This window comes from Streptacidiphilus cavernicola (assembly GCF_042510955.1).
Lineage (GTDB): Bacteria > Actinomycetota > Actinomycetes > Streptomycetales > Streptomycetaceae > Streptacidiphilus > Streptacidiphilus cavernicola.
Window position 1 is genome coordinate 247,340 of record NZ_JBHFAB010000003.1, and the last position, 14,400, is coordinate 261,739.

The 14,400-nt window shown below is 70.3% G+C and carries 13 protein-coding genes and 1 pseudogene; 12 read left to right on the top strand and 2 right to left on the bottom strand.

All coding sequences use genetic code 11. The annotated features are described in order from the left end of the window. The first annotated feature begins 19 nt into the window (after positions 1-19). From ACEZDE_RS05515 to ACEZDE_RS05555, 10 genes and pseudogenes are all read left to right on the top strand, one after another. Entirely contained in the window at positions 20-1,285 is a 1,266-nt protein-coding gene (locus ACEZDE_RS05515) for an IS701 family transposase (protein ID WP_449341700.1), read from the top strand. Further along, positions 1,266-1,421 (top strand): annotated as a pseudogene (locus tag ACEZDE_RS33740) (transposase); the annotation flags it as partial. The gene ACEZDE_RS05515 and the pseudogene ACEZDE_RS33740, both read left to right, overlap by 20 nt. Before the next feature lie 161 nt (positions 1,422-1,582). Continuing rightward, a complete protein-coding gene (locus ACEZDE_RS05520) occupies positions 1,583-2,467 on the top strand; it encodes an ester cyclase (RefSeq protein ID WP_380532973.1) in 885 nt (294 codons plus the stop codon). 43 nt (positions 2,468-2,510) lie between these two features. Continuing rightward, positions 2,511-3,794, top strand: coding sequence for an alpha/beta hydrolase family protein (locus ACEZDE_RS05525; protein WP_380532977.1), 1,284 nt, complete (start codon positions 2,511-2,513; stop codon positions 3,792-3,794). 33 nt (positions 3,795-3,827) lie between these two features. After that, the gene (locus tag ACEZDE_RS05530; protein ID WP_380532980.1) at positions 3,828-4,247 is read left to right on the top strand and encodes an ester cyclase; all 420 of its coding nucleotides are present in this window, start codon (positions 3,828-3,830) and stop codon (positions 4,245-4,247) included. 85 nt (positions 4,248-4,332) lie between these two features. Beyond that, the gene (locus tag ACEZDE_RS05535; protein WP_380532983.1) at positions 4,333-4,662 is read left to right on the top strand and encodes a hypothetical protein; all 330 of its coding nucleotides are present in this window, start codon (positions 4,333-4,335) and stop codon (positions 4,660-4,662) included. A 268-nt stretch (positions 4,663-4,930) separates the two neighbouring features. Further along, complete coding sequence (locus ACEZDE_RS05540; protein ID WP_380532986.1) at positions 4,931-6,145, top strand: MFS transporter; 1,215 nt, start codon at positions 4,931-4,933, stop codon at positions 6,143-6,145. A gap of 43 nt (positions 6,146-6,188) precedes the next feature. After that, positions 6,189-7,691: an aldehyde dehydrogenase family protein gene (locus ACEZDE_RS05545; protein ID WP_380532989.1), complete on the top strand. Its 1,503-nt coding sequence runs from the start codon at positions 6,189-6,191 to the stop codon at positions 7,689-7,691. Positions 7,692-7,782: 91 nt separating this feature from the next. Beyond that, positions 7,783-9,270, top strand: a complete 1,488-nt coding sequence (locus ACEZDE_RS05550; protein WP_380532992.1) for a sensor histidine kinase — start codon at positions 7,783-7,785, stop codon at positions 9,268-9,270. 19 nt (positions 9,271-9,289) lie between these two features. Further along, positions 9,290-9,640, top strand: coding sequence for a nuclear transport factor 2 family protein (locus ACEZDE_RS05555; RefSeq protein ID WP_380532995.1), 351 nt, complete (start codon positions 9,290-9,292; stop codon positions 9,638-9,640). Here the strand turns inward: ACEZDE_RS05555 and ACEZDE_RS05560 are convergent. Together ACEZDE_RS05560 and ACEZDE_RS05565 are read right to left on the bottom strand one after the other, a co-directional pair. Then, on the bottom strand, positions 9,635-11,293 hold the full coding sequence (locus ACEZDE_RS05560; RefSeq protein WP_380533347.1) for an FAD-dependent oxidoreductase: 1,659 nt from the start codon (positions 11,291-11,293) through the stop codon (positions 9,635-9,637). The genes ACEZDE_RS05555 and ACEZDE_RS05560 overlap by 6 nt on opposite strands. A 31-nt stretch (positions 11,294-11,324) precedes the next feature. Beyond that, positions 11,325-11,588 (bottom strand): UBP-type zinc finger domain-containing protein, encoded by a 264-nt coding sequence (locus ACEZDE_RS05565; protein ID WP_380532996.1) that lies wholly within the window; start codon positions 11,586-11,588, stop codon positions 11,325-11,327. Positions 11,589-11,882: 294 nt separating this feature from the next. Between ACEZDE_RS05565 and ACEZDE_RS05570 the strand changes: the two genes are divergently transcribed. Then, complete coding sequence (locus tag ACEZDE_RS05570) at positions 11,883-12,707, top strand: type 1 glutamine amidotransferase domain-containing protein (protein ID WP_380532999.1); 825 nt, start codon at positions 11,883-11,885, stop codon at positions 12,705-12,707. A 12-nt stretch (positions 12,708-12,719) separates the two neighbouring features. Beyond that, positions 12,720-14,366 carry a thiamine pyrophosphate-binding protein gene (locus ACEZDE_RS05575; RefSeq protein ID WP_380533002.1) on the top strand — a complete coding sequence of 549 codons (1,647 nt, stop codon included), beginning with the start codon at positions 12,720-12,722 and terminating at the stop codon, positions 14,364-14,366. Positions 14,367-14,400: the final 34 nt, after the last annotated feature.

Consider the following 14,400-nt stretch of genomic DNA (forward strand, 5'->3'; position numbering starts at 1 on the left):
CAGCCGCTATGGTGGAGTCATGAGTCCTGTTGGGGATGGCCGCTACGATCGGCCGAAGGCATATGGACGAGCGTGGATCTCACCTGACATCCTGGATGACATCTGTCAAACGGTGTTCGCGTCCTTGACCCGCCGTGATCAGCGCCGCTGGGCCGAGGCCTACATCCGCGGGCTGCTGACGGTCGAGGGCCGGAAGAGCATGCGCCGGATCGCGGCGGCAGACGTCGGCGCCGCGGGGGAGCAGAACCTGCAGCAGTTCGTCAGCAAGTCGCCCTGGGAGTGGAAGCCGGTCCGCCGCGCCCTGGCCGAGTACCTGCAGCACCGGGTCCAGCCGCACGCCCTGGCGGTGGAGCCGCTGTTCATCCCCAAGGCCGGCGGTTGCTCCGTCGGCGTGGAGCGCCAGTTCGTCCCGCGGCTGGGACGCGTCTCCAACTGCCAGCAGGCGTACGGCATCTGGCTGGTCGGCCAGGACGCGAGCTACCCGGTGGACTGGGGGCTGGCGCTGCCGAGCACCTGGACCGCCGACCCGGGGCGGCGCCGGCTCGGCGGCATTCCCGACCACGTCGCGTCCGACTCGCCGGCCCGCGGCGCCGTCGCCGGCCTCCTCGCCCTCCCCCGCGCCCCTCAGATCGCGGGCCGTCCGGTGCTGATGGACGTCGGCAACAAGGACCTCGACCACGTCTGCTCCGTGCTCGACGACGGGTCGCTGCCCTTCATCCTGCGGGTGGGCGGCTCCTTCCCGGTCGCCGCGGCCGGCGCCCGGTCGGCGCCCTTCGGCGGCCAGTGGGTCCCGGCCCGCAGGCTCATCGACTCGCTGCGCGGCCAGCACCGCCTGGTCGAATGGGTGGACCGGGCCCACCACCAGCGCCGCCGGGTCGCCGCGATCACGGCCACCGCCGTCCACCTGCCGAGGAGTGCGGCCGGGAGCAGCGCCACCCACCGACTGCTGCTGCTGGGCGCCTGGACCGATCCCGCGGACCACGGGCCGGCCGAGTTCTGGCTCACCAACAGCACTCAGCAGTCACCCGCGGCCGTCTTCAGGACCGCGCAGCTCACCCAGCAGGTCCAGCGCGACCAGGAGGAGGTGAGCGCCCAGGTGGGCATCAGCGACTTCGAGGGCCGGTCGTTCCGCGGGTGGCACCACCACGCCACCCTGGTCTCGGTGGCCCACGCGATCACCCTGCTGTCCAGGGCGGAGGAGAGCGGCTTCGCCCGGATCGGCCCGCTCCATCCGCTTCCCGAACCGGCCGTCGTCCCGTTCCTCGGTGCGCAGCCTTCGACGTAGGGACCTCTTCTCCGGTCTCGCACGTTCGGACCAGCGGCGCTGGGGTGAGGTGTACCTGCGGGGGCTGCTGGACGCCGAAGGCCGCAAGACGCCGGCCCGCATCGCGGAGCATGTGCTCGGCTGCGACGCCGCCCAGGGCGCCGGAAAAGGCCGTCTGGAATTACCTGCAGTACCAGTTGACGGCGGGTCGGAAATCCGACTTGCCAGAGTATGCACCGGGATCCGGCATTCCATTGTGACGTATCGGACCGACTGCTCTACTTGTCGAAGGCATCCGGACCGCAGAGGAGAATTCCTATGTCTACCGAGGTGAACAAGTCCCTCGCACTCCGCTATTTCAACGAGGTGTTCAACAAGGGGGACATCGAGGCCCTTGAGGAGATAACCGCTTCCGATTTCGTCTTCACCATGCCCACGCACGACGAGCCGTTCCGGGGCGTCGACGGCTACAAGGGGCTGGTGGACATGCTCCGCGGCTGCTTCCCCGACATCCAGTTCGCCGTCGAGGACATGGTGGCCGAAGCGGACCGGGTGATGACGCGCTGGACCGCCCGCGGCAACCACACCGGCATCCCGTTCCCCACCGTCATCGGTGAGGTGCCGGCGGCCGGCAACCAGTTCCACATCGAGGGCATGACCTGGCACCAGATCACCGACGGGAAGATCTCCCAGGTGACCGCCAACGAGGACGGCCTGGGGCTGATCACCCAACTGGGCCGGGCCCTCTTCCCCGGCCAGTCCTCGGCCACGCCGGTGCCGGGCTCCCCCGAGGACAACAAGGCCGTCGTCGGCCGCTACTTCGACGAGATCATGGGCAAGGGGGACCTGGCGGTCATCGACGAACTGATGACTCCGGACTTCTCCTTCCACATCCCCACCCTGCCCGACCCGGTACGGGGCCCGGAGGGGATGAAGCAGTTCGTCACCGGTCTGCGCACCGCGTTCCCCGACGCGGCGTTCGCCCCGGAGTACATGATCGCCGACGGGCACCGGGTGGCGGTCCGCTACCAGATGACGGGGACCCAGAAGGGCAGTTTCCTCGGCGCTCCCGCCAGCGGCAACTTCGTCAAGGACGACGGCACCGACCTCTTCCACCTCTCCGGCGGCAGGATCGTGGCCGTGCACGTCGCGGAGGACGGCCTCGGCCTGCTCCAGCAGTTGGGCGTGCTCGGCGCGGTCTGACCGGCAGACGGAAGTTCAACCCGACGACAGAAGGAGACCGACCATGCCGACCCTCCCCTCCGGAGTGGAAAGGCGCGTCGAGCGTTTTCGCGAGCAGCGCTGGGTGCTGGACAACGTGATCCGCAGTGTGGGCGTGACCTGGGACCAGGGCGACATGGACTTCGCGCTGTTCCCCTGCGGGATCGGCGCCCTCGGTGACTTCCTGCGCGTGGAGCGGAACGTCAAGAAGTACAACGACATCGCCCGCGAGTACTCCGCGGCCGGGAAGCGCCGCCAGGAGGCCGCCGAGAACCTGGACCAGCAGGGGTACACGGTCGCGGCGAGGGAGAGCTACTACATAGCGTCCGTGCTCTACGGCCAGGCGCAGTGGCCGATCGCCGACCACACCCGGCAGAACCACGAGCTGGAGAAGCGGAAGAACCACTGCTACGCCAAGTACGCCGAGTACGCCGACCACATCGTGCGCCGGGCCGAGATCCCCTACCAGGGCAAGGCCCTGCCGGGGTGGCTGCACCTGCCGCCCGACTACAAGCCGGGTGACAAGGTGCCCTGCGTGATCACGGTCGGAGGCATGGACAGCACCAAGGAGATCTGCGTCGCGCTGACCGGCGACCAGCTCCTCAGCCGCGGCATCGCCGTCTTCCTGTTCGACGGGCCGGGGCAGTACAGCGCCGCGCTGCGCGAGATCTTCGTCACCGAGGCCGGCTTCTACGAGGCCGGCCGGGCCATCTACGACTGGCTGGGGCAGCAGAGCGAGATCGACACGGAGCAGATCGCCGTGCGGGGCGTGAGCATGGGCGCCATGTGGGCCAGTCAGATCTCGACGGTGATCCCGACCACCAAGGCGTGCGCCATCGCCTACCCCAGCTACGAGCAGGGCGAGGACACGGCGTTCCAGATGAACTCGCCGACCTTCAAGCTGCGCTTCATGTTCATGGCCGGGTACGAGGACGAGGCGGAGTTCGACAAGTTCATCCAGGGCGTCAACTCCCACGGCCTGGGCGAGAAGGTGGCCTGCCCGTACCTCGTGTGCAGCGGCGAGGACGACGACTGGTCGTCGATCGAGTCGACCTTCGAGGTGCTCAACGACGTCAGGACGCCCAAGGAACTCCTGCTGTACCAGGGTGAGGGGCACACGCTGCACAGCCGGCCGTCGAGCTACCTGGGGCCGAACGAGTTCGTGTACATGGCCGACTGGATCTCCGACCGCTTCAAGGGCAAGCCGATGGAGTCCGTCCTGTCCGTGGTCGACGCGACCGGTCGGATCCACCGCGAGCCCTGGGGCGAGGACCGCAGCTACGACTACGGACTCCCCGGCCTGGTGTAAGCGCTTCACTCCCATCTCACGTGAGGAACGACCATGTCTGTCGAGGAGAACAAGAGCATCGCCATCGCCGTGTTTCCGGCGGCCTGGAACCACGGTGACTTCGGTCCGGCGGAGAAGTACATCCACCCGGACGTCGTCGACCACTTCGACGACTCCCGGGGCATCGAGGCATTCAAGGGTGTGATCACGGGCTTCCGGTCGGCGTTCTCCGATCTTCAGCTCACCGTTCACCACGAGGTCGCCGAAGACGACCTGGTGGTGCACCACTGGACGATGACGGGAACCCACGACGGGGCATTCCAGGGCATCCCGCCGACCGGCAAGTCACTGACGTGGACCGGGATCACCATCGTCCGCATCGCCGGCGGCCAGATAGTCGAGCGCTGGGCGAACGTCGACGTGCTGGGCATCCTGCAGCAGCTCGGCGTCGTCCCGCCGCCGCCCGCCCCCTGACGGTTTATCTGCACAGTTCGCCGTCTGACGGGTTGTAGGATCTCACCGTCCCCGTCGGAACATGAATACCCGAGGAGAAACGGCCGTGGCCGTCGACACGTTACCCCCGACCGCAGTCGTCCGCGTCTCACGCGGAAGTTTCGACCCGGCGCGGTACCCGGAGGTCAGGGAGATGACCGAGGTGACCGGTCGCTATTTGATTCCCGCCATCAAGAAGCTCCCCGGCCTGGTCAGTTACTACGCGGGCGTCGCACCCGACGGCTCCGTGGTCCACGTCAGCGTCTGGGAGTCCGACGAGCACGCCCGGCAGATGAGCCGGCTCAAGGAGATAATCGTAGACGCCCGGCAGGATGCCGAAAGGGCCGGCGTCACGCTGACCCCCATCGTCAACCATCCGGTCGAATGGACCGTCTGAGCGACCGTCGAAGCCCGGCCCGGCATCCCGCCGAGCCGGGCTTCGGCGTTCTCCGGGGCCGACGGGAAACCGACTTACCAGAGTATGGCCATGGATTCCGCGGATCGTTGTGACGCTTCGGGTCGACTGTTCTACTGGTCCCGAAGCCATAACTCTCGCTGTTTCTCCGAAAGCGGAGTTCGCCTAGCGGAACGGAGAACGAATCATGCCTCTGCGGTCCATCGGGGCCCTCCTGCCGAGTGGTCCCGCCCGTCGGCCCGTCATGCTGATGGCCCTCGGCACGTTCGCGCTCGGAACCGACGCGTTCGTCATCAGCGGAGTGCTCTCCAAGGTGGGAAACAGCCTGAATGTCTCCCTCGGGACGGCCGGGCTGCTCATCACCGTCTTCTCCGGTGTCTACGCCGTGAGCGCGCCGGTGTCCGCCGTCCTCACCGGCAACATGTGCCGGAAGCGGGTCATGCAGCTGGCGCTGCTGATATTCGTCGTCGCCAACGTGCTCGCCGTCTTCGCCCCCGACTACGCGATCATGGTGGCGGCGCGGGTGCTGGCCGCCGTCGGCGCGGGGCTCTACACGCCCTCCGCCGCCGCCGCCGCGGCCGGCATCGCCAAGCCGGAGGAGCGAGGACGTGCCCTCACCCTGGTGCTCGGCGGGCTGACCGTCGCCAACGCGGTCGGTGTGCCGCTCGGCACCTTCATCGGCCAGGCCGTCAGCTGGCGGGTCACCTTCGCGATCGTCGCCGCCCTCGGGGTGATCGCGTACGCCGGGCTGACCCGCTCGCTCGACGAGATCCCCTCCACCGGCGTCGTCTCGCTGCGTGACCGCATCAGCGCCGCCGCCATCAAGGGCGTGCCCTCGACCCTGCTCTCCGTCATCATCGCCATCTGCGGGGTCTTCACCCTGTACATCTACCTGGCCTGGTTCATCGGCCGGGTCGGCGGGCTGACCGGCGCCGCGATCACGATCATCTACCTGATCTTCGGTGTGACGGCGGTCGTCTGCAACTTCTCGGCCGGATGGCTCATCGACCACATGGCGCCGGCCCGGATCGCCGCCCTCGCCTTCGCCGGCCTGGTCGTGGTGCACGTGGCGTTCGCCCTGACCGCATGGGCCGGGGACGGGTCCACCTGGACGGTGTACGTGCTGGCACTCCTGGTCGCCCTGTGGGGTCTGACCAGCTGGCTGTTCTACCCCGCGCAGCAGAAGCGGCTGGTGCTCGCGGCCGGGTCGCGCGCACCCGTGGTCCTCTCCCTGGGTGCTTCGTCCCTCTACGCCGGACAGGCCCTCGCGGGTGTCCTGGGCGGTGCGCTGGTCAAGCACGGCCCGGCCAGCCTCGCGATCGCCGCGGCGGCCTGTGCGCTGATCGCCCTGGCGGTGCACCTCGCCGCCTCGGCCCGGGAGTTGTTCCCGGCCCGCGAACCCGCGCTGCCCGAGCCCGCCCCGTCGACCGTGCCCGCCACCCCGTCGACCCGGAGTTCGGTGTGAGGTGCGGTCGGCGCCTCCAAGACACTAAGGAGTTGTTTCGAACATGACTGATCTTCAGACCCACAGACCCCCGGCAGTCACCCAGGACGGCCTGTTCGTGGGCGGTCGCTGGACCGGCGCCGCGCACGGCGGGGTGTACCCCACCGTCAACCCCGCCGACGGCACGGTGATCGCAGAGGTGGCCGACGGGTCCGCCGCCGACATCGACGCCGCGGTGCGGGCCGCCCGCCGGGCGTTCGACGAGGGCCCCTGGCCGCGGATGTCGGGACACGAGCGGTCCAGGATCCTGCTGGCGGTCGCGGACCTGATCGAACGGGACGCCGAGGAGCTCGCCCGGCTGGACACGGCCGACATGGGCAAGCCCATCTCGTTCACCCGGGTCGAGAACGGGCTGGTCGCGGCGGCCGTCTACCGCTACTACGCGGGGCTGGCCAGCCAGTCGCACGGCAGCACGCACGACTGCATGGGGCCCGGGTTCGCTTATGTGCTGCGCGAGCCGATCGGGGTCATCGGCGCGATCACTCCGTTCAACGTCCCGCTGCTGCTGTCCGCCACCAAGATCGCCCCGGCCCTGGCGGCCGGCAACACCCTGGTGCACAAGCCGTCCGAGACCACGCCGCTGTCCGCGCTGAAGATCGCCAGGCTGTTCGCGGAGGCCGGCCTGCCGGAGGGCGTGCTGAACGTGGTGACCGGGACCGGCGCCGGTCCCGGGATCGCCCTGGTGGCCCATCCCGGCGTCGACAAGATCGCCTTCACCGGGTCCAACCTGGTGGGCCAGGACATCATCCGAGCGTCCGCGGACACCCTCAAGAAGGTCTCGGTCGAGCTCGGCGGCAAGTCGGCGAACATCGTCTTCGCCGACGCCTACCTGGACGAGGCGATCGAGCACGCGTTCAACGGCATCTTCATCGGCTCGGGGCAGATCTGCATCGCCGGCTCGCGCCTCCTGGTGCAGCGTCCGGTCTACGACCAGGTCGTGGACGCGCTGGTCGAGCGGGCCGAGGCGACGATGCCGGGCGATCCGATGGACCCCGCCACCCTGATCGGCCCGCTGGCCCACCAGGCGCAGTTCGAGAAGGTGAGCGGCTACGTCCGCACCGGGCTGCGGGAAGGCGCGGAACTGGTGTCCGGAGGGCAGTCGCACCACCCCCAGGGACCGGACTCCGGCTGGTACTTCCAGCCGACGATCTTCAAGGGGCGCAACGACATGCAGATCGCGCAGGAGGAGATCTTCGGGCCGGTGCTCACCGTCATCCCCTTCGACACCGACGACGAGGCGGTGGCGCTGGCCAACGGCACCAAGTTCGGCCTGGCGTCGGGCGTGCACACCAGCGACATCAAGCGCGCCCACGCGGTCGCCGCCGCGATGAGGGCCGGGACCTGCTGGATCAACACCTACCACCAGTGGGACCCGGGGATCTCGTTCGGCGGCCGCAAGGCATCCGGCTACGGCCGCGAACTCGGCCCCGAGGTCATGAGCTCCTACACCGAACTGAAGTCGGTCTGGGTCGACCTCCCGGCCCGCTCCGGCGGAGGCATCGGCTAGGGGCGCGATCGAGACAGCAGCGCCGGCTCCCGTCCGCCCGCCACCCAGCGGACGGGAGCCGTCCGCGCGCCAGGAGAAAGCGGTCCCGCCCATGCAACCCCCGCCCGTGCACGAGCCCGGAATTCCCGACCGGCTCCGCTCGATCGAACTCTTCGACGAGTTGACCGACGAACAACACGCCTGGCTGACCGGCGTGACCGGACTGAGACGATTGGAAGACGGCGAGATCCTGTTCGAGGACGGAGCCGAGGCCACGCATTTCTACGTGCTCTCCGACGGCGAACTCATCGTCACCAAACTGATCGACGGCCGCAACGAGGTCCTCACCCGGCACTCCTCCCACCCGACCGCGGCCGACCAGCACGACGACAAGCCCTCGGTGGCCCACCGGTTCACCGGTGAGCTGCCGCTGCTCACCGACGGCGGCTACGTGGCCACGGCCACCGCCGTCGGACCGACCACCGTCCTCGTCTACACCAAGGACGCCTTCCTCGACATCCTGGTCCGCTGCGCCGGCGTGGCCCGGATGCTGCTGCCGGTCCTCGCCTGGCGGATCAAGGCCTCGGAGATGCAGGCCCGCAACCGGGCCACGACCATGGCCCTGGGCACCCTCGCGGCAGGTCTGGCACACGAGTTGAACAATCCGGCTGCGGCCATGGCCAGGGTCGCCCAGGACCTCGTACCCGCCGTCGAGCGGCTGGACCGCTCCGCCCAGCGGTGGGGGAGCACCGCGGACGCCGCGGACCGGGAGGCACTGGCCGCCGCGGTCCGCGCCGCCGCCGAGGCCCCCGTGCCCACCGTGACCGACCCGGTGTCCGCCGCCGACGCGGAGGACGACCTGCTCGGCTGGGCCGAGGAGCGCGGCTGCTCCCGGGCCGCCGTGCTCGCCTCGGCTCTGGCGGACCAGGGCCTGACCACGGACTGGCTCGACGAGCGGCTCGACGGGATCCGGCCGGAATCCCTGGCGGCCGCGCTCGACCACCTGTCCAGCCTGCTGGAGACGCGGGTCCTGACCGGCGAGCTGCGGGCGGCGGCCCCGCGCATCTCCACCCTGGTGGCGGCCACCCGCGACTACGCCAACCTGGACCGGGCCCCGGAGCAGACCTTCGCGGTGACCGACGGCCTCGAGGCCACCCTGACCATGCTCCGCCCCAAGCTCGCGCAGGTGCGCGTCGTGCGCGACTACGCGCCGGGCCTGCCGCCGATGACGGGCTATCCGACCGAGCTCAACCAGGTCTGGACGAATCTCATCGACAACGCGGTCGACGCGATGGAGGGGGCCGGCACGCTCACCCTCAGGGTCGCCCGCGAGGGGGCCTGTCTCACCGTCGAGATCGGGGACACCGGGACCGGGATCCCCGCCGACTCGCTGCCCCGGATCTTCGAACCCTTCTACACCACCAAGGACGTGGGCAAGGGCACCGGCCTCGGGCTGCACCTCTCCCACCGGATCGTGCACCAGCGGCACCACGGCTCGATCACCGCGCGGTCGGCCCCGGGTGACACCCGGATACTGGTCCGGGTCCCCCTGGACGGCGGCGGCCGACGCCTCGACCGCACACCCGGCACAGCCCCCTGACCGGCAAGGAGACCACACCGTGCCCCACACCGACCGCAACAAGGGCCTGCACCCGGTCCTCGTCCGCCAGTTGGCCGCCATCGAGAGCCGCGACCTGGACGGCCTGATGGAGAACTACCTGCCCGACGCGGCCCTGCTGCGCTTCGAGGGGGCCTGGGTCGGCACCGCCGCGCTGCGCGAGCTGTTCACCGGGTACCTCACCCTGGAGCCGGTGCTGATCGACCTCACCGAGTACGTCGAGGCCGACGACACGGTGTTCTACCGCGCGGCGGTGGGACTCGGCGGGGCGGTCGCGGACACCTTCGGCACCCTCGTGGTGCGAGAGGGCAGGATCTGGCGCCAGACCGTGGCCTTCGTCGACGGTTCATGATCCGGCGCGGTACTGGTGCATCAGCGCGACGGCCATCGCGCCCTCACCCACGCCCGAGGCGACCCGCTTGATGGATCCCGATCGGACGTCGCCGGCCGCGAACACCCCCGGCACGCAGGTCTCCAGGAACGCCGGGGGCCGCTCCAGGCTCCAGGTCTCCGGCGGGACGTCCGTGCCGGTCAGGATGAAGCCGTGCGGGTCGGTGGCGACGGCGTCGCCGAGCCACTGGGTGCGCGGCCGGGCGCCGATGAAGGTGAACACGAAGCGGGCCGGCTCCTCCGTCTCGGCCCCGGTCACGCTGTCGGCCAGCCGGACCCGCTCCAGGCGCTCCCCGCCGAGCAGGGCCGCGACCCGGGTGTTCAGCCGTACCTCGATGTTGGGGGTGCGGCGGACCTCGTCGACCAGGTACCGCGACATGCCCGCCTCCAGGGAGTCCGAGCGCACCAGCACCGACACCAGCGCGGCGTACTTGGCGAAGTGCACCGCGGCCTGCCCGGCGGAGTTGGCGCCGCCGACGATGAACACGTGCTGGTCGACGGCGGCGGTGCTCTCGGTGGTCGCGGCGCCGTAGTAGAGACCGGCGCCCTCGAACTCCCGGGCGCCCGGGATCTCCAACCGGTTGTAGGAGACGCCGGTCGCCAGCAGCACGGTCTCGGTGCTGATCTCGGTGCCGTCGGCGAGGACGATGATCCGGGCCGGATCGTCCCGGTGGAAGCCGCAGACCTCCATGGGGTGCAGCAGTTCGGCTCCGAACCTGGTGGCCTGGGTGACCGCGCGCCGGGCGAGGTCGCGGCCGGAGAGCCCGGAGGGGAAGCCGAGGTAGTTCTCGATCAGGCTGGAGGTGCCCGCCTGTCCACCCGGCGAGTCGGCGTCCACGAGCAGGGTGGACAGGCCCTCGGAGGCGCCGTAGACGCCGGCCGCCAGCCCGGTCGGCCCGGCGCCGATGATGACGGTGTCGTAGTGCGGGCGCGAGGCGGTGGTCGACAGCCCGATCCGCTCGGCGAGTTCCGCGGTGGTCGGGGAGGTGAGCACGGTGCCGTCCGGGAACAGCACCAGCGGCAGCGCGGCGTCGGGACGGCTCCGCAGCAGCGCCCTGGCACTGCCCTCGGTCTCCGCGTTCAGGAACTGGAACGGCCGGCCGTTGCGGGTCAGGAAGTCCCGCACCTCGTGGGTGCGCGGCGACACCGGCTGGCCCACCACGCGTATGCCCTGGTACGGGGGGCGGTGGGCGGCGATCCAGTCCGAGAGCAGGTCGTCCAGGACCGGGAACAGCCGTTCGGTCGGCGGGTCCCAGGGCTTCATCAGGTAGTAGTCGAGCCTGACCCGGTTGATCGCGGTGATCGCGGCGTCGGTGTCGGCGTAGGCGGTGAGCAGCACCCGGCGTGCGTCCGGAAACCTGCTCACCGCCTCGACCAGGAACTCGACCCCGGTGATGTCCGGCATCCGCTGGTCGACCAGGAACAGCGCGGTCTCCTGGCCGCGTCGCTCCAGCACGTCCAGCACCTCGAAGGCCTCGTCCGCCGAGGTGGCGCCGAGGATCCGGTAGCGGTCCCGGTAGTTCGCCCGCAGGTCCCTCCGCACCGCCCGCAGCACCTGCGGGTCGTCGTCCACTGCCAGGATCGCCGGCTTCAACGCGTCATCTGCTGCCTGGATCAACGGTGGCTCCTTCGTAGGGGGATGCCGTTCAGCGGGTCTGCAGGACGAGCTGGTCCGGGTAGCACCAGGCCCAGTCCTCGCCGGGCTCGGCCGAGGCGACGATCGGGTGGCCGGTCGCGCGGTGGTGCCCGGTGGCGTGGCGGTTCACGGACGAGTCGCAGCAGCCCACGTGTCCGCAGCTGAGGCACATCCGCAGATGGACCCAGCTGTTGCCGAGGGCCAGGCACTCCTCGCATCCTTCGGTTCCCGGGACCACGTCCCGGATCTGGTCGAGGTGGGTACAGGCGGGCACGCCGGCCTCCAGGGTCGGTGGGGGGATCCGGGGGACACCGGATCGGCTGAGCCAGCCGAGCATAGGCGGACCGGAACCGTCCGGCGGCGCGGACCTCAGGAAGTCGGCGCATGAGCCGCCATTTCCACGGAATTCCGTTCCGACTGCCTCAGGTCGGCACTCCGGCGCCCGGAACTCCGCTATCTGACGAACTCTCGGCTACCTCAGGAAGTGGCGGCCCGTTCGATTGACGCCGGATCGGCGGCAGGGCAATCGTCGTGGAGTCATATCCGTTCCGCAGCGCCGGAGGATTCTGTGAGCAAGCACATTCTCGTCATTCTTTCGGAACACGGTTACTGGGCCGAGGAACTGGTGGGCCCGCTGGCCGCGTTCGACGACCGGGGATACCGGGTCACCTTCGCCACACCGACCGGGAAGCGCGCGCACGCCCTGCCCCCGAGCCTGGAGGAGGGGTACGTCGACCCGCCGCTGGGCCGAGCGGTGACCACCGCCGAGGTCGCCAAGGCAGGCCGGGACGTCGAGGCGTCCGACCGCCTGGACGGCTCGATCGACATCTCCGCCTGGGTGCCCGAGCGCCCCTACACCAGCGACGCCGACTACCTGCGCGCCCTGGAGGCCTACAACAGCGACCTGGACCGGCTGGCCGAGGACATCGACGGGTACGACGCCCTGCTGATCGTCGGCGGCAGCGGACCGATCGTCGACCTGGCCAACAACGGCCGGGTGCACGACCTGATCCTGGCCTTCGAGCGGGCCGGCAAGGTGATCGGCGCCGAGTGCTACGGCGTCGCCTGCCTGGCGTTCGCCCGCGACTGGGACGACCGGGCGAGCATCATCCGCGGGAAGCACGTCACCGGCCACTGCAAGGAGTACGACTACAAGGACGGCACCGGCTTCCTCGGCACCGACTTCGTGATGGGCCCGCCGCCGTACCCGCTGGAGTACATCCTGCGCGACGCGACCGCCCCCGGCGGCGCCTACCACGGCAACTTCGGCAAGCCGCGCTCGGTGATCGTGGACCACCCGTTCGTCACCGGCCGGTCCACCCCGGACTCGTTCCTGACCGGTCAGAAGATCGTCGAGGTCCTGGAGCGGGGCCTGACCCGGTACGGCTGGTAGAGGAAGGCACCCATGGCAGCGCAGCGAGGCACCACCAAGCTGATCGAGCAGTTCCAGGCCGACGGCCTGGGCATCATGTTCGGCAACCCCGGCACGGTCGAGCAGGGCTTCCTCGACGCAGCCGACAAGGCGGAGGGATTCCGCTACGTACTGGCCCTGCAGGAGACGGTGGCGGCCGGGATCGCCGACGGCTACGCCCGCGCCACCGGGGGAGCGGCACTGCTGCAGCTGCACACCGGCGTCGGCCTGGGCAACGGCATCGGCATGCTCTACCAGTCGCTGCGCGGCCACACCCCGCTGGTGGTGGTCGCCGGGGACGCCGGGGTCCGCTACGACGCGATGGACGCGCAGATGGCCTCCGACCTGGTCGCCATGGCCCGCCCGGTGACCAAGTACGCGACCCGGGTCACCGACCCGGCCTCGGTGCTGCGGGTGGTCCGACGGGCCGTCAAGATCGCGCTGACGCCGCCCTGCGGACCGGTCTTCATCGACCTGCCGATGGACGTGCTGGACGCGGTCAACCTGGAGCCGGTGCTCCGGTCGAGCATCCCCTCCACCAGGACCGCCCCGGCCGCGGCGGCGGTGGCCGAGGCCGCCGCGCTGCTGGCCGGGGCCGACAACCCGATCGTGCTGATCGGCGACGGCGTCGCCCACGCCGGGGCCCAGGACGAGCTGGCGGCGGTCGCCGAGCGGCTCGGCGCCAGGGTCTGGGGGGTCGACTCGTCCGAGGTCAACCTGCCGGCCTCGCACCCGCTGAACCAGGGGCAGACCGGCCACATGTTCGGCGAGCACAGCGCGTCCCTGGTCGAGCGGGCGGACGCGGTGCTGATCGTCGGCACCTATGTCTTCCCCGAGGTCTTCCCGGCCCTGGAGACCCCGTTCCGACCCGGCGCGAGGATCGTCCACATCGACCTCAACGCCTATGAGATCGCCAAGAACTTCCCGGTCGACCTCGGCCTGGTCGCCGACCCCAAGCCGACCCTGGCCGCGCTGGACGCGGCGCTGGACCGGCTGCAGACCGCCGAGCAGCAGGCCGCAGCCCGCCGCCGACTGGACCGGGCGCGGGTCGAACGGGCGCAGCGGCAGGCCGAGTTCGAGCAGCGGGACCACGAGGCGGAGACGCTCACCGCGTTCCTGCACGCGCTCTCCCGGGAGACCGGCAACGACCTGGTCGTCTTCGACGAGGCACTCACCTCGTCCCCTGAGGTCGGCGCCTACCTGCCGGCCGACCGCCCCGGGGACTACCACCTGACCCGCGGCGGCTCGCTGGGCGTGGGCATCCCCGGGGCGGTCGGCGCCAAGCTGGCCCGCCCGGACCGCACCGTGGTCGGCTTCACCGGCGACGGCGGCGCGATGTACACCTACCAGGCGCTGTGGACCGCGGCCCGCTACGACATCGGCGCCAAGTTCGTGGTCTGCAACAACCACAAGTACCGGCTGCTGGACGACAACATCGGGCAGTACTGGCGCGAGCGCGGCATTCCCGCGCACGCCTTCCCCGCCTCGTTCGACCTGTCGCACCCGGCCATCGACTTCAGCGGGCTGGCCCAGTCGCTCGGGGTCGAGGCCGTCCGGGTGGACAAGCCCGAGCAGGCGGTGAAGGCCGTCGAGCAGATGCTGCGCCACCCCGGCCCGTTCCTGGTCGACCTGCACGTCTGACCCCCGATCACCCCCGATTCCGCAAGGAGACCGT

Coding starts and splice junctions, on each gene's coding strand:
- ACEZDE_RS05515 (WP_449341700.1), top strand. CDS start 20: ATGAGTCCTGTTGGGGATGGCCGCTACGATCGGCCGAAGGCATATGGA.
- ACEZDE_RS05520 (WP_380532973.1), top strand. CDS start 1,583: ATGTCTACCGAGGTGAACAAGTCCCTCGCACTCCGCTATTTCAACGAG.
- ACEZDE_RS05525 (WP_380532977.1), top strand. CDS start 2,511: ATGCCGACCCTCCCCTCCGGAGTGGAAAGGCGCGTCGAGCGTTTTCGC.
- ACEZDE_RS05530 (WP_380532980.1), top strand. CDS start 3,828: ATGTCTGTCGAGGAGAACAAGAGCATCGCCATCGCCGTGTTTCCGGCG.
- ACEZDE_RS05540 (WP_380532986.1), top strand. CDS start 4,931: ATGGCCCTCGGCACGTTCGCGCTCGGAACCGACGCGTTCGTCATCAGC.
- ACEZDE_RS05545 (WP_380532989.1), top strand. CDS start 6,189: ATGACTGATCTTCAGACCCACAGACCCCCGGCAGTCACCCAGGACGGC.
- ACEZDE_RS05550 (WP_380532992.1), top strand. CDS start 7,783: ATGCAACCCCCGCCCGTGCACGAGCCCGGAATTCCCGACCGGCTCCGC.
- ACEZDE_RS05575 (WP_380533002.1), top strand. CDS start 12,720: ATGGCAGCGCAGCGAGGCACCACCAAGCTGATCGAGCAGTTCCAGGCC.